The sequence below is a fragment of the Streptomyces sp. NPDC040589 genome, from assembly GCF_055594445.1.
The window spans coordinates 446920-465259 of the sequence record NZ_JBVIWP010000001.1 but is presented as its reverse complement, the minus strand read 5'-3'; the positions used below and the strand labels follow the sequence as shown (position 1 = coordinate 465259).

At 70.0% G+C, this 18340-nt stretch carries 19 protein-coding genes; 12 read left to right on the top strand and 7 right to left on the bottom strand.

From position 1 onward, the window contains the following. Positions 1-62 precede the first annotated feature (62 nt). The 5 genes from atpA (at position 63) to ACZ58V_RS01990 (ending at position 5097) form a co-directional block, all read left to right on the top strand. The gene (atpA, locus tag ACZ58V_RS02010; RefSeq protein WP_184590444.1) at positions 63-1652 is read left to right on the top strand and encodes a F0F1 ATP synthase subunit alpha; all 1590 of its coding nucleotides are present in this window, start codon (positions 63-65) and stop codon (positions 1650-1652) included. Between the two features lie 20 nt (positions 1653-1672). After that, positions 1673-2587 carry a F0F1 ATP synthase subunit gamma gene (locus tag ACZ58V_RS02005; protein WP_189723231.1) on the top strand — a complete coding sequence of 305 codons (915 nt, stop codon included), beginning with the start codon at positions 1673-1675 and terminating at the stop codon, positions 2585-2587. A 2-nt stretch (positions 2588-2589) separates the two neighbouring features. Continuing rightward, positions 2590-4026 carry a F0F1 ATP synthase subunit beta gene (gene atpD, locus ACZ58V_RS02000; RefSeq protein WP_359886338.1) on the top strand — a complete coding sequence of 479 codons (1437 nt, stop codon included), beginning with the start codon at positions 2590-2592 and terminating at the stop codon, positions 4024-4026. Positions 4027-4142: 116 nt separating this feature from the next. Further along, positions 4143-4520, top strand: coding sequence for a F0F1 ATP synthase subunit epsilon (locus tag ACZ58V_RS01995; protein ID WP_184590438.1), 378 nt, complete (start codon positions 4143-4145; stop codon positions 4518-4520). A gap of 130 nt (positions 4521-4650) precedes the next feature. Next, positions 4651-5097 carry a DUF2550 domain-containing protein gene (locus ACZ58V_RS01990; RefSeq protein ID WP_189723233.1) on the top strand — a complete coding sequence of 149 codons (447 nt, stop codon included), beginning with the start codon at positions 4651-4653 and terminating at the stop codon, positions 5095-5097. Between the two features lie 14 nt (positions 5098-5111). Here ACZ58V_RS01990 and ACZ58V_RS01985 read toward each other — a convergent pair whose 3' ends face one another. The 3 genes from ACZ58V_RS01985 to ACZ58V_RS01975 all read right to left on the bottom strand — a co-directional run bounded on the left by ACZ58V_RS01985 (position 5112) and on the right by ACZ58V_RS01975 (position 8881). Continuing rightward, positions 5112-6935 (bottom strand): glycosyl hydrolase family 18 protein, encoded by a 1824-nt coding sequence (locus ACZ58V_RS01985; protein WP_468188098.1) that lies wholly within the window; start codon positions 6933-6935, stop codon positions 5112-5114. Positions 6936-7058: 123 nt separating this feature from the next. After that, entirely contained in the window at positions 7059-7700 is a 642-nt protein-coding gene (locus tag ACZ58V_RS01980) for a response regulator (RefSeq protein ID WP_468188100.1), read from the bottom strand. Further along, positions 7697-8881 carry a sensor histidine kinase gene (locus ACZ58V_RS01975; RefSeq protein WP_468188102.1) on the bottom strand — a complete coding sequence of 395 codons (1185 nt, stop codon included), beginning with the start codon at positions 8879-8881 and terminating at the stop codon, positions 7697-7699. The genes ACZ58V_RS01980 and ACZ58V_RS01975 overlap by 4 nt, the downstream gene beginning before the upstream one ends. Before the next feature lie 151 nt (positions 8882-9032). Here ACZ58V_RS01975 and ACZ58V_RS01970 point away from each other — a divergent pair, with 151 nt between their 5' ends. Continuing rightward, the gene (locus tag ACZ58V_RS01970; RefSeq protein ID WP_468188104.1) at positions 9033-9617 is read left to right on the top strand and encodes a hypothetical protein; all 585 of its coding nucleotides are present in this window, start codon (positions 9033-9035) and stop codon (positions 9615-9617) included. Then, complete coding sequence (locus ACZ58V_RS01965) at positions 9614-9802, top strand: DUF5708 family protein (protein ID WP_189723238.1); 189 nt, start codon at positions 9614-9616, stop codon at positions 9800-9802. Before ACZ58V_RS01970 ends, ACZ58V_RS01965 begins: the two co-directional genes overlap by 4 nt. Here ACZ58V_RS01965 and ACZ58V_RS01960 read toward each other — a convergent pair. From ACZ58V_RS01960 to ACZ58V_RS01950, 3 genes are read right to left on the bottom strand one after another with little or no spacing between them, the layout of a single operon-like run. Next, positions 9799-10371 (bottom strand): cob(I)yrinic acid a,c-diamide adenosyltransferase, encoded by a 573-nt coding sequence (locus tag ACZ58V_RS01960; RefSeq protein WP_468188106.1) that lies wholly within the window; start codon positions 10369-10371, stop codon positions 9799-9801. The two genes, ACZ58V_RS01965 and ACZ58V_RS01960, sit on opposite strands and share 4 nt — an antisense overlap. Positions 10372-10384: 13 nt before the next feature. Further along, the gene (locus ACZ58V_RS01955) at positions 10385-11134 is read right to left on the bottom strand and encodes an ABC transporter permease (protein ID WP_405507410.1); all 750 of its coding nucleotides are present in this window, start codon (positions 11132-11134) and stop codon (positions 10385-10387) included. 28 nt (positions 11135-11162) lie between these two features. Continuing rightward, positions 11163-11945 carry an ABC transporter ATP-binding protein gene (locus ACZ58V_RS01950; RefSeq protein ID WP_189723241.1) on the bottom strand — a complete coding sequence of 261 codons (783 nt, stop codon included), beginning with the start codon at positions 11943-11945 and terminating at the stop codon, positions 11163-11165. A 94-nt stretch (positions 11946-12039) separates the two neighbouring features. Here ACZ58V_RS01950 and ACZ58V_RS01945 point away from each other — a divergent pair, with 94 nt between their 5' ends. The 4 genes from ACZ58V_RS01945 to ACZ58V_RS01930 all read left to right on the top strand — a co-directional run bounded on the left by ACZ58V_RS01945 (position 12040) and on the right by ACZ58V_RS01930 (position 16911). Beyond that, a complete protein-coding gene (locus tag ACZ58V_RS01945) occupies positions 12040-12681 on the top strand; it encodes a TetR/AcrR family transcriptional regulator (protein WP_468188109.1) in 642 nt (213 codons plus the stop codon). Between the two features lie 128 nt (positions 12682-12809). Then, positions 12810-13658: a 3-hydroxyacyl-CoA dehydrogenase family protein gene (locus ACZ58V_RS01940; protein WP_189723243.1), complete on the top strand. Its 849-nt coding sequence runs from the start codon at positions 12810-12812 to the stop codon at positions 13656-13658. Positions 13659-13808: 150 nt separating this feature from the next. Beyond that, complete coding sequence (locus tag ACZ58V_RS01935) at positions 13809-14132, top strand: STAS domain-containing protein (protein WP_003993003.1); 324 nt, start codon at positions 13809-13811, stop codon at positions 14130-14132. Positions 14133-14400: 268 nt separating this feature from the next. Next, the gene (locus tag ACZ58V_RS01930; RefSeq protein ID WP_471287893.1) at positions 14401-16911 is read left to right on the top strand and encodes an ATP-binding protein; all 2511 of its coding nucleotides are present in this window, start codon (positions 14401-14403) and stop codon (positions 16909-16911) included. Positions 16912-16997: 86 nt separating this feature from the next. On the opposite strand, the gene nucS is transcribed toward ACZ58V_RS01930, so the two are convergent. Continuing rightward, positions 16998-17669: an endonuclease NucS gene (gene nucS, locus ACZ58V_RS01925; protein ID WP_184590411.1), complete on the bottom strand. Its 672-nt coding sequence runs from the start codon at positions 17667-17669 to the stop codon at positions 16998-17000. Positions 17670-17922: 253 nt separating this feature from the next. On the opposite strand from nucS, the gene ACZ58V_RS01920 reads away from it, so the two are divergent. After that, on the top strand, positions 17923-18315 hold the full coding sequence (locus ACZ58V_RS01920; protein WP_003993005.1) for an SCO5389 family protein: 393 nt from the start codon (positions 17923-17925) through the stop codon (positions 18313-18315). Positions 18316-18340: the final 25 nt, after the last annotated feature.

The window sequence follows — 18340 nt, the reverse complement described above, 5'->3', positions numbered from 1 at the left end:
TGGGGGTCGCCCCCAGACCCCCAAAGAAACTTCGGGCCCAACAAGGAGAGCAGGGAACCCAGATGGCGGAGCTCACGATCCGGCCGGAGGAGATCCGGGACGCGCTGGAGAACTTCGTCCAGGCGTACAAGCCGGACGCGGCCTCGCGCGAGGAGGTCGGTACGGTCACCTTTGCCGGCGACGGCATCGCGAAGGTCGAGGGTCTGCCCTCGGCCATGGCCAACGAGCTGCTGAAGTTCGAGGACGGCACCCTCGGCCTCGCCCTCAACCTCGAGGAGCGCGAGATCGGTGCCATCGTCCTCGGCGAGTTCAGCGGCGTCGAGGAGGGGCAGCCGGTGCAGCGCACCGGTGAGGTTCTCTCCGTCGCGGTGGGCGAGGGCTACCTCGGCCGCGTGGTGGACCCCCTCGGCAACCCGATCGACGGCCTCGGCGAGATCGAGACGGACGGCCGTCGCGCCCTGGAGCTGCAGGCCCCGGGCGTCATGGTCCGTAAGTCGGTCCACCAGCCGATGGAGACCGGCTACAAGGCCGTCGACACCATGACCCCGATCGGCCGTGGCCAGCGTCAGCTGATCATCGGCGACCGCCAGACCGGCAAGACCGCCCTGGCCGTCGACACGATCATCAACCAGCGCGACAACTGGCGCTCGGGCGACCCGGACAAGCAGGTCCGCTGCATCTACGTCGCCATCGGCCAGAAGGGCTCCACCATCGCCGGCGTGCGCGGCGCTCTGGAGGAGGCCGGCGCGCTGGAGTACACGACCATCGTCGCCGCCCCGGCGTCCGACCCGGCCGGCTTCAAGTACCTGGCGCCGTACACCGGTTCGGCCATCGGTCAGCAGTGGATGTACGACGGCAAGCACGTCCTCATCATCTTCGACGACCTGTCGAAGCAGGCCGACGCCTACCGCGCCGTGTCGCTGCTGCTGCGCCGCCCGCCGGGCCGTGAGGCCTACCCGGGTGACGTCTTCTACCTGCACTCCCGCCTGCTGGAGCGCTGTGCCAAGCTCTCCGACGAGATGGGCGCCGGTTCGATGACCGGTCTGCCGATCGTCGAGACCAAGGCCAACGACGTCTCGGCGTTCATCCCGACCAACGTCATCTCCATCACCGACGGCCAGTGCTTCCTGGAGTCGGACCTGTTCAACGCCGGTCAGCGCCCCGCGCTGAACGTCGGTATCTCCGTCTCCCGAGTCGGCGGTTCCGCCCAGCACAAGGCGATCCGCCAGGTGTCCGGCCGCCTCCGCGTGGACCTCGCCCAGTTCCGTGAGCTGGAGGCGTTCGCCGCCTTCGGTTCCGACCTGGACGCCGCGTCCAAGGCGCAGCTGGAGCGTGGTCAGCGCATGGTCGAGCTGCTGAAGCAGCCGCAGTACCAGCCGATGGCCACCGAGGACCAGGTCGTCTCCATCTGGGCCGGCACCACCGGCAAGATGGACGAGGTCCCGGTCGTCGACATCCGCCGCTTCGAGAAGGAGCTGCTGGAGTACCTGCACCGCAAGGAGCAGGGCCTGCTGACCTCCATCCGCGAGGGCGGCAAGATGTCGGACGACACCCTCCAGGCCATGGCCGACGCCATCGCGGAGTTCAAGAAGCAGTTCGAGACCTCCGACGGCAAGCTGCTCGGCGAGGACACCCCGGCTGCCGGCAAGTGACGACGGAAGGGACCTGACTCATGGGAGCCCAGCTCCGGGTCTACAAGCGTCGCATCCGATCCGTCTCCGCGACCAAGAAGATCACGAAGGCGATGGAGATGATCGCCGCCTCGCGCGTCGTCAAGGCGCAGCGCAAGGTGGCGGCCTCCACCCCGTATGCGACCGAGCTCACCCGCGCGGTCACCGCGGTCGCCACCGGGTCGAACACCAAGCACCCGCTGACGACGGAGGCGGAGAACCCGACCCGCGCCGCGGTCCTGCTCCTCACGAGCGACCGCGGTCTGGCCGGCGCCTTCAACTCCAACGCCATCAAGGCCGCGGAGAGGCTCACCGCGCAGCTCGAGGGTGAGGGCAAGGAGGTCGTCAACTACATCGTCGGCCGCCGTGGTCTCGCCCACTACAACTTCCGCGAGCGCAAGGTCGCGGAGTCGTTCACGGGCTTCACCGACGACCCCTCGTACGCGGACGCCAAGAAGGTCGCGGCCCCGCTGATCGAGGCGATCGAGACGGAGACGGCCGAGGGCGGCGTGGACGAGCTCCACATCGTCTACACCGAGTTCGTGTCGATGATGACGCAGACGGCGGTCGAGGCGCGGCTGCTGCCGCTCAGCCTCGAAGAGGTCGTGGAAGAGGCCAAGCCCAAGGGCGAGATTCTTCCGCTGTTCGACTTCGAGCCCTCGGCGGAGGACGTCCTGGACGCCCTGCTGCCGCGCTACGTCGAGAGCCGCATCTACAACGCGCTGCTCCAGTCGGCCGCCTCGAAGCACGCCGCCACGCGGCGCGCGATGAAGTCGGCAACCGACAACGCCGGTGATCTCATCGAGAACCTCACCCGGCTTGCCAACCAGGCCCGCCAGGCCGAAATCACCCAGGAAATCAGCGAGATCGTCGGTGGTGCCAGTGCCCTGGCCGACGCGACCGCGGGGAGTGACTGAAAATGACCACCACTGTTGAGACGGCCACGGCGACGGGCCGCGTCGCGCGGGTCATCGGCCCGGTCGTCGACGTGGAGTTCCCCGTCGACGCGATGCCGGACATCTACAACGCCCTTCACGTCGAGGTCGCCGACCCGGCGCTGGCGGGCCAGAAGAAGACGCTGACCCTCGAGGTCGCCCAGCACCTGGGCGACGGCCTGGTCCGCGCGATCTCCATGCAGCCCACCGACGGTCTGGTCCGCCAGGCCACGGTGACCGACACGGGCGCGGGCATCTCCGTCCCCGTCGGCGACTTCACCAAGGGCAAGGTGTTCAACACCCTCGGTGAGGTGCTGAACAGCGACGAGGCCTACGAGGGCGAGCGCTGGTCCATCCACCGCAAGGCCCCCGCGTTCGACCAGCTCGAGTCGAAGACCGAGATGTTCGAGACGGGCCTGAAGGTCGTCGACCTGCTCACCCCGTACGTCAAGGGCGGCAAGATCGGTCTGTTCGGTGGTGCCGGTGTCGGCAAGACCGTGCTGATCCAGGAAATGATCATGCGTGTCGCCAACCTCCACGAGGGCGTCTCCGTCTTCGCGGGCGTCGGTGAGCGCACCCGTGAGGGCAACGACCTCATCGCGGAGATGGAAGAGTCCGGCGTTCTGGACAAGACCGCCCTGGTCTTCGGTCAGATGGACGAGCCCCCGGGCACCCGTCTGCGCGTGGCCCTGGCCGGCCTGACGATGGCGGAGTACTTCCGTGACGTCCAGAAGCAGGACGTGCTGTTCTTCATCGACAACATCTTCCGCTTCACCCAGGCCGGTTCCGAGGTGTCGACCCTGCTCGGCCGTATGCCCTCAGCGGTGGGCTACCAGCCGAACCTGGCCGACGAGATGGGCACGCTCCAGGAGCGCATCACCTCGACCCGTGGTCACTCGATCACCTCGATGCAGGCGATCTACGTCCCCGCGGACGACCTGACCGACCCGGCCCCGGCCACCACCTTCGCCCACCTCGACGCGACGACGGTTCTCTCCCGTCCGATCTCCGAGAAGGGCATCTACCCGGCCGTGGACCCGCTGGACTCGACGTCCCGCATCCTCGACCCGCGGTACATCGCGGCGGACCACTACAACGCCGCGATGCGCGTGAAGAGCATCCTGCAGAAGTACAAGGACCTGCAGGACATCATCGCGATCCTCGGTATCGACGAGCTCGGCGAGGAGGACAAGCTCGTTGTCCACCGTGCCCGTCGCGTGGAGCGCTTCCTGTCCCAGAACACCCACGCCGCCAAGCAGTTCACCGGCGTGGACGGTTCGGACGTGCCGCTGGACGAGTCGATCGCCGCGTTCAACGCGATCTGCGACGGCGAGTACGACCACTTCCCGGAGCAGGCGTTCTTCATGTGCGGTGGTCTCGAGGACCTGAAGAACAACGCCAAGGAGCTGGGCGTCTCCTGACCCGAGCCGCGCTCGAGTCATGAGGGGGCGGGGCTCGTCCCGCCCCCTCTGTCACGCCTACTAGACTTGTAACCAACACCCGGCACTACCGCCGGGTGGTGACCCGAGGAGCCACCTTGGCTGCTGAGCTGCACGTCGCGCTGGTCGCCGCCGACCGTGAGGTCTGGTCCGGCCAGGCCACCCTGGTCGTCGCGCGCACCACGTCCGGCGACATCGGCGTCATGCCCGGTCACCAGCCGCTGCTCGGTGTGCTGGAGTCGGGCCCGGTGACCATCCGCACGAGCGATGGCGGGACGGTCGTCGCCGCGGTCCACGGCGGTTTCATCTCGTTCGCGGACGACAAGCTCTCGCTTCTCGCCGAAGTCGCCGAGCTGTCGGACGAGATCGATGTCCAGCGCGCTGAGCAGGAGCTCGAGCGCGCGAAGGCGGAGGACGACGCGGACGCCCAGCGCCGCGCGGACGTCCGTCTGCGTGCGGCCACGGCGGCGCGCTGACCCTGTCCGCCGTGTGAAGTCGTCACTCAGCCGCGGCTGGGTACCGGAGAGATCCGGACCCAGTCGCGGCTGAGGCAGATGTGGGAGTTTTTTCCGTTCCGTTACCTAGGAGACGAGGAGGTCGGTGTCGATGGTCCTCGCTCTGACTGTGTGCGGAATCGTGGTGGCGCTCGTTGTGGTGGGACTGTTCGTCTTCGGTCTGCGCCGCCGGCTCATCCAGCGTTCGGGCGGAACCTTCGACGCCAGCCTGCGCTGGGACGCCCCGGAGCAGGGCGACACCAACGGCAAAGGGTGGGCGTACGGGGTGGCCCGGTACAACGGTGACCGTGTCGAGTGGTACCGCGTCTTCTCGTACTCGCCGCGCCCGCGCCGCACCCTGGAGCGCTCCGCGATCGAGGTGGCCGGCCGCCGCGTTCCGGAGGGCGAGGAGGAGCTGGCGCTCCTCTCCGACCATGTGATCCTGGCCTGTCTGCACCGGGGCTCGCGTCTCGAACTCGCGATGAGCGAAGACGCGCTGACCGGTTTCCTCGCGTGGCTCGAGGCGGCCCCGCCCGGTCAGCGTGTCAACGTGGCATAACGCGCCGAACAGTTCTACGACAGGCCGTTGTTGATCGCGGTCACCAGCTCGCCGTTCCCTGTGTCACCGCTGAACTCCCAGAAGAACGCGCCGCCCAGACCCTGGTTCTTGGCCCAGCTCATCTTTCCGGCGATGGTCGACGGGGTGTCGTACGACCACCAATTGCTGCCGCAGTGCGCGTACGCCGTGCCCGCGATCGTGCCGGTGGCCGGGCAGGAGTTCTTCAGGACCTTGTAGTCCTCGATGCCCGCCTCATATGTGCCGGGAGCCGCGCCGGTCGCCGATCCGCCCGGTGCGGACTGGGTGACGCCGGTCCAGCCGCGGCCGTAGAAGCCGATGCCGAGCAGCAGCTTGGCGGACGGGACGCCCTTCGCCTTCAGCTTGGCGATGGCGTCGGCCGAGTTGAAGCCGGCCTGCGGGATCCCGGGGTACGAGGTGAGCGGGGAGTGCGGGGCGGTCGGGCCGTCCTTGTCGAAGGCGCCGAAGTAGTCGTACGTCATCACGTTGTACCAGTCGAGGTGCTGTGCGGCGCCGCCGTAGTCGGCCGCGTCGATCTTGCCGCCGGAGGAGCCGTCGGCGGTGATGGCCGCGGTGACCAGGTAGTTCGGGCCGAACTCGGTGCGCAGTGCGGACATCAGGTTCTTGAAGGCCGCCGGGCCGGACGTGTCGCAGGTCAGGCCGCAGGCGTTCGGGTACTCCCAGTCGATGTCGATGCCGTCGAAGACGTCGGCCCAGCGCGGGTCCTCGACGACGGCCTTGCAGGACTTGGCGAACGCGGCCGCGTTGGCGGCGGCCTGGCCGAAGCCGCCCGAGTAGGTCCAGCCGCCGAAGGAGTACAGCACCTTGATGTGCGGGTACTTGGCCTTCAGCTGGCGGAGCTGGTTGAAGTTGCCACGCAGCGGCTGGTCCCAGGTGTCGGCGGTGCCGCTGACGGACTGGTCGGCGGTGTAGGCCTTGTCGTAGGCGGCGTAGGTGTCGTCGACGGTGCACTGACCGTTCTTGACGTTGCCGAACGCGTAGTTGATGTGGGTGATCTTCGAGGCCGAGCCCGACGACACCAGGTTCTTGACGTGGTAGTTGCGGCCGTAGACGCCCCACTCGGTGAAGTAGCCGAGCTTGACCTTGTCGCCCGTCGGCGGTTCGGTGCCGCCGCCGGTGGTGCGCACCGCGCGGGCGCCGCTGACCGGGCCGGTCTGGTCGGCGGTGTCGCGGGCCTGGACGGTGTAGGAGTAGTCGGTTCCCGCGGTCAGGCCGGTGTTCGTGTACGACGTGGTGGTCACGGTGGCGACCTTGGCGCCGTCGCGCAGGACGTCGTAGTTCTTGATGCCCTTGTCGTCGGTGGCAGCGCTCCAGGACAGCTTCACCGAGGTGTCGGTGATGTCCGAGGCGGTGGGTGTGCCGGGGGCGCTCGGGGACTTGTCGCCGGGTTCGGTGGTGCCGCCGTCGCAGCTTCCGCCGTTGAGCTTGCAGTTCGCGGGGGAGCCGGAGCCGGTGCCGTTGAAGCCGAAGGAGACGGAGGCGCCGGGGGCGAGGGTGCCGTTCCAGGACTTGTTCCTGGCGGTCCAGTGGGTGCCGGAGGAGGTGACGTCGGCGTCCCAGGCTGAGGTGACGGACGTACCGGAGGGGAAGTCCCACTCGACGGTCCAGGAGCTGAGGGCGGTCGTGCCGGTGTTCTTCACCGTCCACTTGCCCTCGAAGCCGGAGCCCCAGTCCTGGGTCTTGGCGTAGGTGGCGGTCGCGGATGCCGCGGCCTCGGCGGGGCTCGCGAGGCCGACGAGACCGGCCAGCGGGAGCAACAGGGTCGCGAACCCTGCCGCGGCTCTGTGTCTGAAGCGCATGCTGCGCCTCCCTTGTGGGGTGGTCGGGGCGTGACTGAGCCTCACGCCCCTCATGGTGCGGTGAGAATAGAAAGGTCTGGACCACCGGTCAATAGGTCTGGACCACCGCTCCCCACGGTCGGGTCAGATACCCAACTCCTGCGCCAGCACCGCCGCTTGTACCCGGCTGCGCAGCTCCAGCTTCCCCAGAAGCCTGCTGACATGGGTCTTCACGGTCGCCTCGGCCATGTCGAGCCGGTCGGCGATGTCCGCGTTGGACAGGCCCTCGCCGAGGCAGGACAGCACCTCGCGCTCACGCCGGGTCAGCCGGTCCAGGACGGCCGGGTCGGCGGTGGGCTCCCGCGTCGGCTTCGCGGCGAACTCCGCGATCAGCCGCCGGGTGACCGCCGGGGAGATCAGCCCTTCCCCGCGCGCGACCGTCCGTACGGCCTCCAGCAGCTGCCTCGCCTCGGTGTTCTTCAGCAGGAAGCCGGACGCGCCCGCCCGCAGCGCCCCGAAGACGTACTCGTCGAGGTCGAAGGTGGTCAGCACCAGCACATCGGCGAGCCGTTCCGTGACGACCTGCCGGGTCGCCGACACCCCGTCCAGGCGTGGCATCTGAATGTCCATCAGCACCAGGTCCGGCCGCAGCTCGCGGGCCAGCGCCACCGCCTGCTCGCCGTCCGCCGCCTCGCCGACCACCTCGATGTCGGGCGCGCTGCGCAGGATCAGGACCAGTCCGGCGCGGACGGCGGACTGGTCCTCGGCGACCAGGACGCGGATCATGCGGGTTCTCCTTCGGTGACGGGCAGGGTCGCGCGTACGACCCAGATCTTGCCGTGCGGCGAGTCCTCGGGGCCGGCCTCGAACGTGCCGTCCAGCAGCGCCGTGCGTTCCCGCATACCGACCAGACCGGCGCCGGAGCCGGGGGCGCTCGGCCCGTCCCGGTCGCCGTAGGGACTGGTCACCGCGACGGTCAGCAGCCCGTCCCGCCGGGCGAGGGACACGGTGACCCGGCCGGGTCCGGCGTGCTTGAGCGCGTTGGTGAGGGACTCCTGCACGATGCGGTAGGCGGCGAGTTCGACGGGCGCGGGAACCGTGCCGTGAGCGGAGTCGAGCGTGACGTCGAGGCCGTTGGTGCGGGCCCCCTCGACCAGGGAGCCGAGCCCGTCGAGGGTGGGGGCGGCGACCGGCTCGGTGTCACCGCTGGAGTCGCGCAGGATGCCGATCAGCCGCCTCATCTCCGAGAGCCCCGCGACGCTGTTCTCACGGATGACCACCATCGCCTCCTGCGAGGTCTTGGGGTCGTCGAGGGAGAGGGCGGCCGTGGAGTGGATGGCGATCGCGGACAGGTGGTTGGCGACCATGTCGTGCAGTTCGCGGGCCATCCGGGCGCGTTCGGCGGTGACCGCCTGGGTGCGGTCCATCTCGGCGAGCAGCGCGGTCTGCTCGGCGCGCAGCCGGGCGGACTCGGCGGCGTCGCGGTGGTTGCGGACGATCAGGCCGGTGGCGGCGGGACCGAACGCCACGATGCCCGTGACCACACCGATCAGCAGCGCCTCGGGCTCGCGCCACAGGGCGAACGGCACCACGGCCCCGGCCACCGAGAGCAGCCCGGTGATCCGCGGAATGCGGCGGGCCGAGGCGGGCGTGCCGTACAGGACGGCCGCGTACATCAGATCGGTGTACATCAGGATCGTGACCAGGTTGCCCTGGGTGAGGGTGTCCAGGACGATCGCGGCCGTGCCGGTCAGCAGGGCGGTGCGCGGGGCGGCCCGGCGCAGCAGCTCGCAGCCGGCCATGACGAAGAGCGGCAGCAGCAGCGGCCAGCGGCCCGGCAGGAGCACGTACGCCTCGGTGTGCGGACGGGTGGCCAGTCCGAGGCCCCACAGCAGCAGTCCGCCGAGCAGGCCGCCCGTCGCGATGTAGACGTCGAAGCGGTGTGGGCGGGGGAGTCGTACGGCCATGACTCCATCCAACACGGCCGTGGCGCCTCGTGCGTGATCCCCGCGTAGGGTCCCTGGCTGCATCTTTCGATGTACCGCGGGTTCGTCAGAAGCGACGACGATTCCGGCCGCCCCGACCGGGAGCCTTGAAGGTGACCGAGAGGAGCGAACCGTGATCGTCGCATTGATCGCCGCCTGCGAGATCGGCTTCTGGGTACTGCTGGCCGCCGGACTGGGCGCCCGCTACCTGCTGAAGATGCCGCGCACCGGCCTGGCGCTGCTGCTCTGCGAGCCGCTGCTGGAGGTCGTCCTGCTGGTCGCCACCGCGCTGGACCTGAAGAACGGTGCCGACCCGAACTGGACGCACGGCCTGGCCGCGCTGTACATCGGCTACACCGTCGGGCACGGCCACCGCACCGTGAAGTGGCTCGACGGCCACGCGGCCCACCGGTTCGGCGGTGCCCCGCCTCCGCAGAAGCCCCCGCGCGACGGCATGGCCCGCGCGCGCCACGAGGCGAGGATCTGGCTGGGCACGCTGGTCGGCGCGGTCGTCGCGACCGTGCTGCTCCAGGGCGCCATCTGGTACGTGGACGACCCGAGCCGCGTCACGTCCCTGGAGAGCTGGCGCTTTACGGCCTGGCGGGCCGCAGGCATCCACGGCCTGATCGCACTGAGCTACTTCGTCTGGCCGCGCAAGCCCTCCGCCGGGGAGCAGGACACCACCGTCAGCACATCGAAGGAAAGGATCCAGTCATGACCAAGGCAAAGCAGTATCTGACCGAAGGCGTCGTCACCTTCCTGATCGGCCTGCTGCTGTGGCGCTTCACCGGAGACGTGGACGTCCCCGTCGTCACTCTCACCAAGGTCGGCATCGTGATGATGATCGTGGGCGGGGTCCTCTCCGCCAACGGCCTCTGGCATGCCGCCCGGGGGAGAACCTAGCGCTCTCCGCCCGGCACCCACAACACGTCTCCGACCTGCTTGTTCGCCGTCCTCGCGAGGATGAACAGCAGGTCGGAGGCGCGGTTGAGGTAGGTCGCCGTCAGGGGGTTCATCGTCTCGCCGTGCACCTCCAGGGCGGCCCACGTCGAGCGCTCCGCCCGGCGTACGACCGTGCAGGCCTGGTGGAGCAGGGCCGCGCCCGGGGTGCCGCCGGGCAGGATGAAGGAGCGGAGCTTCTCCACCTGTTCGAGGAAGCGGTCGCAGTCCGCCTCCAGCTTGTCGATGTAGAACTGCTCGACCCGCAGCGGGGGGAACTCGGGGTTCTCCACCACCGGGGTCGACAGGTCCGCACCCACGTCGAACAGGTCGTTCTGCACACGGGTGAGGACCTTGACGACCTCCTCGTCCAGGCCACCCAGGGCGATCGCCGCGCCGATCGCCGCGTTCGCCTCGTTGGCGTCGGCGTACGCGGAGATCCTGAGGTCGGTCTTGGCGACCCGGCTCATGTCACCGAGGGCGGTGGTGCCCTGGTCGCCGGTCCTGGTGTAGATGCGCGTCAGATTGACCATGTGGCCAGCGTAGTTACGCTCCGGCGGTTCGGAACACGCGTGTGCCCACTGTCACGGCCAGAGTCGTGAGGCCGACGGCCACCAGAACGCCGTACAGCATGGGCGCTGTCGCGTAGCTGCCGACGTACGCGTCCCGCACCGCGTCCACCAGATAGCGGAACGGCATGAGGTGCGACAGGACGTCCAGCCAGGCCGGGCCCAGGGTCATCGGGAGCATCAGGCCGGACAGCAGCATGGACGGCATGGTCAGCGCGTTGATCGCCGGGCCGAAGCTCTGCGGGGTGTCCAGCTTCATGGCCAGCGCGTACGACAGCGAGGCCAGCGAGAGCGAGAGCAGGGCGACGAACCCGAAGCCGATCAGAACACCGGCCAGCGGGGCCCGCAGTCCCATCGCCATCGCCGCCAGCACCAGCAGCACCGCCTGGAAGACGAACACCGTGGCGTCCCGCAGCACCCGGCCCAGCAGCAGGGCCAGTCGGCTGACCGGGGTGACGCGCATGCGTTCGACCACCCCCTGGCCCTTCTCGATGATGATCGAGAAGCCGGCGAACGACGCCCCGAACAGACCCAGTTGGAGCAGCAGACCGGGGACGAGCACCTGCCAGGAGCTGCCCCGCTCGCCGAGCGGCAGGTCCGTGAGCAGGGGACCGAAGAACAGCAGGTACAGCAGCGGCATCAGGACGCCGAAGAGCAGCGCGAAACGGGAGCGCAGGGACTGACGGAGATAGCGCCCGTAGACGAGCGCGGTGTCGTGCAACAGCATCGGGAGTCCTCTGGGTCCTCTCTGGGGCCTATACGGCGACGGGGGTCTGGTCGGCCGGCGCGGCGCTGCGGCCGGTGATGGCGAGGAACGTGTCCTGGAGCGAGGCGTCGAGCGAGCCGCCGTAGCGGAGCTTCAGCGCGCTCGGGGTGCCCTCGGCGACCACCACGCCCTGGTCGACGACGACCAGCCGGTCGGAGAGGGCGTCGGCCTCGTCGAGGTAGTGGGTGGTCAGGAAGACGGTCGTGCCGTGCTCGTCGCGCAGCCGGCGCACCAGGTCCCACAGGTCGGCACGGCTGCCGGGGTCGAGACCGGTCGTCGGCTCGTCGAGGAACAGCACCTTCGGGCGGTGGGTGAGCGCCATCGCGATGTCCAGGCGGCGCCGCTGTCCGCCGGAGAGCGCGGCGCACTTGCGGTCGAGCAGTTCGGTGAGGCCCAGGTCGCGGGCGAGTTCCTCGGCGCGCTCGGCGGCCCGCGCCCTGGTCAGCCGGTAGAGGCGCCCCTGGGTGACCAGTTCCTCCCGCACGGTGATCCCCGGGTCCACGCCGCCGGACTGCGCCACGTAGCCGCAGGCCCGCCGCACCCCGGCCGGGTCGGTCGCCAGGTCGTGGCCCGCGACGGTGGCGGCCCCGCCGGTCGGTTCCAGCAGGGTCGTCAGCATCCGCAGGGTCGTCGTCTTGCCGGCGCCGTTCGGGCCGAGGAAGCCGAGGATCTCGCCCTCGCGGACGGTCAGGTCGATGCCGCGCACGGCCTGGACCGGGCCGCGCTTCGTCCGGAAGGTACGGGCCAGACCGGCCGTACTGATGATTGCCATGCCCCTGGTTTCCATGCCCATAGAAAAACAGAGTCTCTTAAAGTTTGCAATGACCCCAAGTTTTCATCGAGTCCACGGAAGCTAGGATTCGGACATGGCTGAGGGGCTCAGGGAGCGGAAGAAGCGCGAGACCAGGCAGCGCATCTCGGACATCGCCACCGGGCTGTTCCTGGAGCACGGGTTCGTGACGGTGACGATCGCGGACGTGGCGGAGGCGGCCGACGTCTCCGTGAACACCGTCTACAACTACTTCCCGGCCAAGGAGGACCTCTTCTTCGACCGCTCCCAGGGCGTCGTCGACCGCCTCTCCCGCTGGGTGCGCGGCCGGGACGCGGGAGAGTCGGCCACCCGGGCGGTGCTGCGCGAACTGCGCGCCGAGACCGAGGCCGTCTCGCCCCGGATGGGCCTCATCGAGGGCTACGACCGCTTCATGCGCTGCATCGACGAAGCGCCGCCGCTGCGCTCCCGCCTGTGGAGCATCCAGCAGGAGGTCCAGGACAACCTGGAGGCGACCCTCCGTGAGGAGGCCGGCGCCGGTGACGGCGACCCGCTGCCGGGGCTGATCGCCGGTCAGATCTGCTGGATTCACGGCACCGTCTTCGTCGCGATCGGTCGCGAGATGGTCAAGGGGCGCAACCCGGACGAAGTATCACGAGAGATGCTCGTCCTCCTCGACGACATCGAGGAGCTGTTGAGCGAGAAGGTGCTCAACTACGCCGTACGAGACCCCGAATGACCCGGCACGGTGTGATGTCCGTCATGTGAGACGTGACGCGCATTACTTAGCGGTCACACAGCGCCTCACGAACGCTAGTGTCCGCCCGAGAGGCATACATAAGAGCCGTGTCAGCAGGGAGTCGTAACGTGGCAGGGAAGCTCGCCGTCATCGGAGCCGGCCTCATGGGAGCCGGTATCGCCCAGGTCTCGGCACAGGCGGGCTGGGACGTCGTCCTGCGCGACGTCACCGACGAGGCGCTGAAGCGGGGCACCGACGGCATCAAGGCCTCGTACGACAAGTTCGTCGCCAAGGGCAAGCTGGAGGCGCACGACGCCGACGCCGCCCTCGCCCGGATCACCGCCACCACCGACCTGGACGCCGTGGCCGACGCGGACGTCGTCGTGGAGGCCGTCTTCGAGAAGCTCGAGATCAAGCACGAGATCTTCCGCACGCTCGACAAGCTCGTGAAGGACGAGGCGATCCTCGCCTCCAACACCTCCGCCATCCCGATCACCAAGATCGCGGCCGCGACGGAGCGCCCCGAGCGGGTCGTCGGCGCGCACTTCTTCTCGCCGGTGCCGATGATGCAGCTGTGCGAACTGGTCCGCGGCTACAAGACCAGCGACGAAACCCTCGCCAAGGCCCGGGAGTTCGCCGAGTCGGTCGGCAAGACCTGCATCGTCGTCAACCGCGACGTCGCCGGCTTCGTGACGACCCGTCTCATCTGCGCCCTGGTCGTCGAGGCCGCGAAGCTGCAGGAGTCCGGCGTGGCGACCGCCGAGGACATCGACCTCGCCTGCAAGCTGGGCTTCGGCCACGCCATGGGACCGCTGGCGACGGCGGACCTGACGGGCGTCGACATCCTGCTGCACGCCACGAACAACATCTACACCGAGTCCCAGGACGAGAAGTTCGCGGCTCCCGAGCTGATGCGCCGGATGGTTGACGCCGGTGACATCGGACGCAAGAGCGGGCAGGGCTTCTACAAGCACTGAAACCGCACATGCCCCGGGGGCATCACACCCCCGGGTGAATTCGGTATCGGTTCGCTTACAGGAAGCAACCTCTGCCGCCTCCACACAGTCAGAGGTTGCATCACCGGCATCAGAAACGCGGAGCACGAGACGCACGCACGGGGAGCGCATATGCACATCAGGGGCGACCACGCCGAGCTGGTCGTCGGGGGCCGCCTCGACGTCCGGAGCGCGGCGGACGCCCGTACGGTCCTGCACTCGGCCGTCGACGACGGAGTCGGCGACCTCGTGCTCGACCTGTCCGAACTGGACTCCTGGGACGCCACGGGACTGGGTGTGATCATGGGAGCCCACCGGCGGGCCGGCCGCTGCGGCCGGCGCCTGGTGCTGCGCGGTGTACCGCCGCAGATGCAGCGCCTGCTGGTGGCCACCCGCCTGCACCGGATCCTGGCGATCGAAGGGGGCATCGGGGTGGAGACACTGCCCCGCGTGTGACGCCGGCGTGCGGGTGTGAACCGGGAGACCGGGGAGGACCCGGACGGACGTTGTCGAATCGTGCGACGCGCACAATCCTCACGAGACCGTGACGTCTCGGACGCCGCGGTACCCCGGACTGTCGTAGATACTGTGCGAAGGTTTAGGGTTCGGCTGCCCGCTGCCTTGCCACCCTTCGAGCGGGCCCGGACCAGAAGCGACAGCGCGGTGTGCAGCAAGGCCGGGAGGGGCTTTCACAGCACACACCCGCTTTTGGGGGGCTTGTCTTATGGACCCGAACACCCGGGGACCCGAGGAGTACGGCCACGAAGGCGACGGCCAGGGGCCGCGCCAGCGCCCGCCCCGGGAATCCCTCGCACCCGACTTCGCGCAGCACGCGCCCGCGCTCGCCCGCACGGTGCGGCTCGTCGCCGGCGACTTCCTGCTGACGGTCAACCCCGTCGACGGCAGCGAGATAGAGGCCTGCCCGCCCGCCCAACGGCCCGCCCGGCCCGTGAAGCTCACCACGGCCGAACGCGCCGAGGCCGAGCGCGCGGCCCGGCCGCCCGTCCCGCCCGGCCCCGCGCGCCCCGCCCTGCCGCTGCTGGCCCGCCAGGACGAACGCGAGCGACTGGTGCGCCTGCTCGCCCGCGGCCGCTCCGTCCGCCTCACCGGACCCGCCGGCTCGGGCCGCACCCGCCTCCTCGACCTCGTCGCCGAGGACTGCTCGGACCTCGCCCCCGACGGCGTCGTCCGCCTCAACGGCTTCGGCCGCACCTCCGGCGACCTGCAGTACGAGCTCTTCCGAGCCGTCTTCAGTGCCCCCCTGTACCGCCCGGACCGGGACGAACTGCTCACCCACCTCCGTGAGATCGGCGCGGTCGTCGTCCTCGACGACATCGAGTTCGGCGGCGCCGCGCTCGACGAGCTGCTGGAGGCGACCCCCGAGTGCGCCTTCCTGCTCGGCGCCACCCCGGACGTGCCCGCTCCCTCCGCCGGATCCGCCGTCGAGGAGGTCGTCCTCGGCGGCCTGGAACGCGCGGCCGGACTCGACCTGCTGGAGCACGCGGTGGGCCGGTCCCTCACCGAGGAGGAGTCCAACTGGGCGGGCGACCTCTGGTTCGAGTCCGAGGGCCTGCCGCTGCGCTTCGTCCAGGCCGGTGCCCTGCTGCGGCAGCGCGACCGGCTGCGCGCCGGTACGAGTGCCGTCGACGAGTTCGGCGTCTTCGAGGACGCGCCCCCGGCCGAGGCGTACGACGCCGCCGACGGTGACGACGTACCGCTGCCCGCACTCGGCGAGGCCGCCGCCCCCGCCCCGCTGCTCGCCTCCCGGCTCAGCGCCTCCGCCCGCGCCACCCTGCGGTTCGCCGTCGCGCTCGGCGGCGAGGTGCCGCACCAGGCGCATCTGCCGGCCCTGGTCGGCGACACCCACGCGGACGCCGCCCTCGGCGAACTGGCCCTCTGCGGTCTGGTCTCCCCGGTCGGCTCCCGCTACCGGCTCGCCGCGGGCGTGCCGGCCCAGCTGGAGGCGGCCGGATACGCCGACGAGGCCGAGGCCGGGGCCCGCAGCGCCGCCCAGCACTACTCCTGGTGGGCCGGGCACCCCTCGGTCACCCCGGAGCGCGTGTGCGCCGAGTCCGACGCCGTCCTCGCCGCACTGGCCCTCCTCGGGCCGGTCACCCGGCCGCCCGCCGAGGACGAGGAGAGCGCGGCCGTCCACCTGGCCCGCACCGCCGCCCCCGCGTTCGCCGCCGGACTGCACTGGAGCGCCTGGGAACGGACCCTGCGGGCCGGCGCCGAGGCCGCCCGGCTCGCCGGGGACGTCGCCGAGGAGGCCTACTTCCACCACGAGCTCGGCATCCTCGCCCTGTGCCGGGAACAGCTCGACCGGGCGCGCGCCGAACTGGAGGCCTCCATCGGCCTGCGCGGCGCCCTGGCCGACAAGCGCGGCACGGTCGCCGGCCGGCGTGCGCTCGCCCTGGTCTCCGACCGCTCGGGCACTCCGCTCGGGCTCGGGCCGACCGCGGGGGAGGAGGTGCCCGACGCCCGGTACGAGGAGTCGGCGTCCCCGGCCGGCGGTGTTCCGGCGGCCTTCCCGACGCTCCAGCAGCCCTCCTCGCCGACCGTGGTCACCCACCACAGCTCGTCCGCGCCCTCGCGCAAGGCCCGGGGCGGTCTCAAGGGCCTGGCCCGTCGCAACCTCGTGGCCGCGGGCGCCGGTGCCCTGCTCGTCGCCGTGCTCGGCACGGTGGTGACCCTCGGCGCAACCTCCGACAAGGACCGGAACCCGCCGTCCGACCAGGTCGGCGTCAACCCCTCGGCCAGCCAGGGCCCGGGCGACGGCAGCCTGGGCGCCGACCCGGCGGCGAACGAGGGCGGCGACGACACCGGCGCGGCCACCAGCCGCCCGACCGACCCGGGTCCGGACGGCACGCTCGGCACGTCGGACGATCCGACGCCGACGGACGAACCGAGCGGATCGCAGGATCCGAGCGATCCGGCGTCGACGTCCAAGCCGCCGACGACCTCGAAGCCGCCGGCGACGTCCAAGCCGCCGGCCAGCCCGACCAAGCCGCCGTCCTCACCGACCAAGCCGCCGTCGAGTCCGCCGCCGTCCTCGCCGTCGCCGACACCGACGGACACCGGCGAGCCCACGCCGACGACGACCCCGCCGACGACCAGCCCGTCCACCTCCGACTCGGCCAGCGGCCCGGCGCCGAGCGCGCCCACGAGCACCACCGCGAGCGCGCCGCAGAGCAGTGGCGCGGGCACGCCCAGCAGTTCGGACCAGGTGATCTGACACCCCGTACACACAGCAGGGCCGGGTCCGCTTTCCGCGGACCCGGCCCTCTTCGTCAGGCGGGGTGGGTCAGAGACGGGGGTGGGTCAGAACAGCCGCAGCTTGTCGTCCTCGATGCCGCGCATCGCGTCGTAGTCGAGGACCTGGCAGCCGATACCCCGGTCCGTCGCGAGCACGCGGGCCTGGGGCTTGATCTCCTGCGCGGCGAAGACACCGCGGACCGGCGCGAGATGGGGGTCGCGGTTCAGCAGCTCCAGATAGCGCGTCAGCTGCTCCACGCCGTCGATCTCACCGCGCCGCTTGATCTCCACGGCGACGGTCTTGCCGTCGGCGTCCCGGCACAGGATGTCCACCGGCCCGATGGCCGTCGGGTACTCGCGGCGGATCAGGGTGTAGCCGTCGCCGAGTGTCTCGATGCGGTCGGCGAGCAGCTCCTGAAGGTGCGCTTCCACGCCGTCCTTGATCAGGCCGGGATCCACGCCCAGTTCGTGCGAGGAGTCGTGGAGAACCTCCTCCATCGTGATGATGAGCTTCTCGCCCGCCTTGTTGATGACGGTCCAGACGCCCTCTTCCTCGCCGGTGCCCTCCTTCAGCGTGCAGGGCGGCGACATCCAGTTCAGGGGCTTGTAGGCCCGGTCGTCGGCGTGGATCGAGACGCTGCCGTCCGCCTTCACCAGGATCAGGCGCGGGGCCGAGGGAAGGTGGGCGGTGAGCCGCCCGGCGTAGTCCACGGAACAGCGGGCAATGACGAGACGCATGGTCGGCAACGCTACTCGACGGGCGCCTGCCGACGCGATTCGCCCTGGAAAACACGTGTTCGGTAATGGCCGATTGTGTGCATGGTGTGCTCATTGAGAGTGTGCCATCTGCGCATTCTCCTGGTGCCGTCACCGCCGGTTGCTTACCGTATGAACGGGAGGTCGCGAGGTGTGTACGCAGCGTGTCCGGTATCGCGTACCTCCCCTATCTGTCCGGCAACCCCCGCTCATCGGGGGTGCGAGAGGAGAACTCATGTCGCTCGACGTCTCACCGGCCCTACTCGAACAGGCCGAGCGAGGCGAGGTCGACGAAGCGGAATTCGTCGACTGCGTCCGGACCTCCCTGCCCTATGCGTGGGAGATGATCAGCTCCCTGGTGGCCCAGCTGAAGGTGGACGGCGGTGCGTTCGCCGACAACCAGACGCCTCCGCCGGACGAGCAGGCACGCGGGCAGTTGCTGCGTGCGCTTGCGAGTGACGCGATACGCGGCGCGCTGCAACGGCACTTCGGTGTGCGGCTGGCTTTCCAGAACTGCCACCGGGTAGCCGTGTTCCCGCTTGACTCCTCGGTCGACGAGAAGCTGGACCGCTTCACCTCGGTCCGCAGCCAGGTGCTGAACCAGTCACCTGAGTTCCGGGACTGCTGACGCGGCGCCGCTTGCTTGCCGCTCC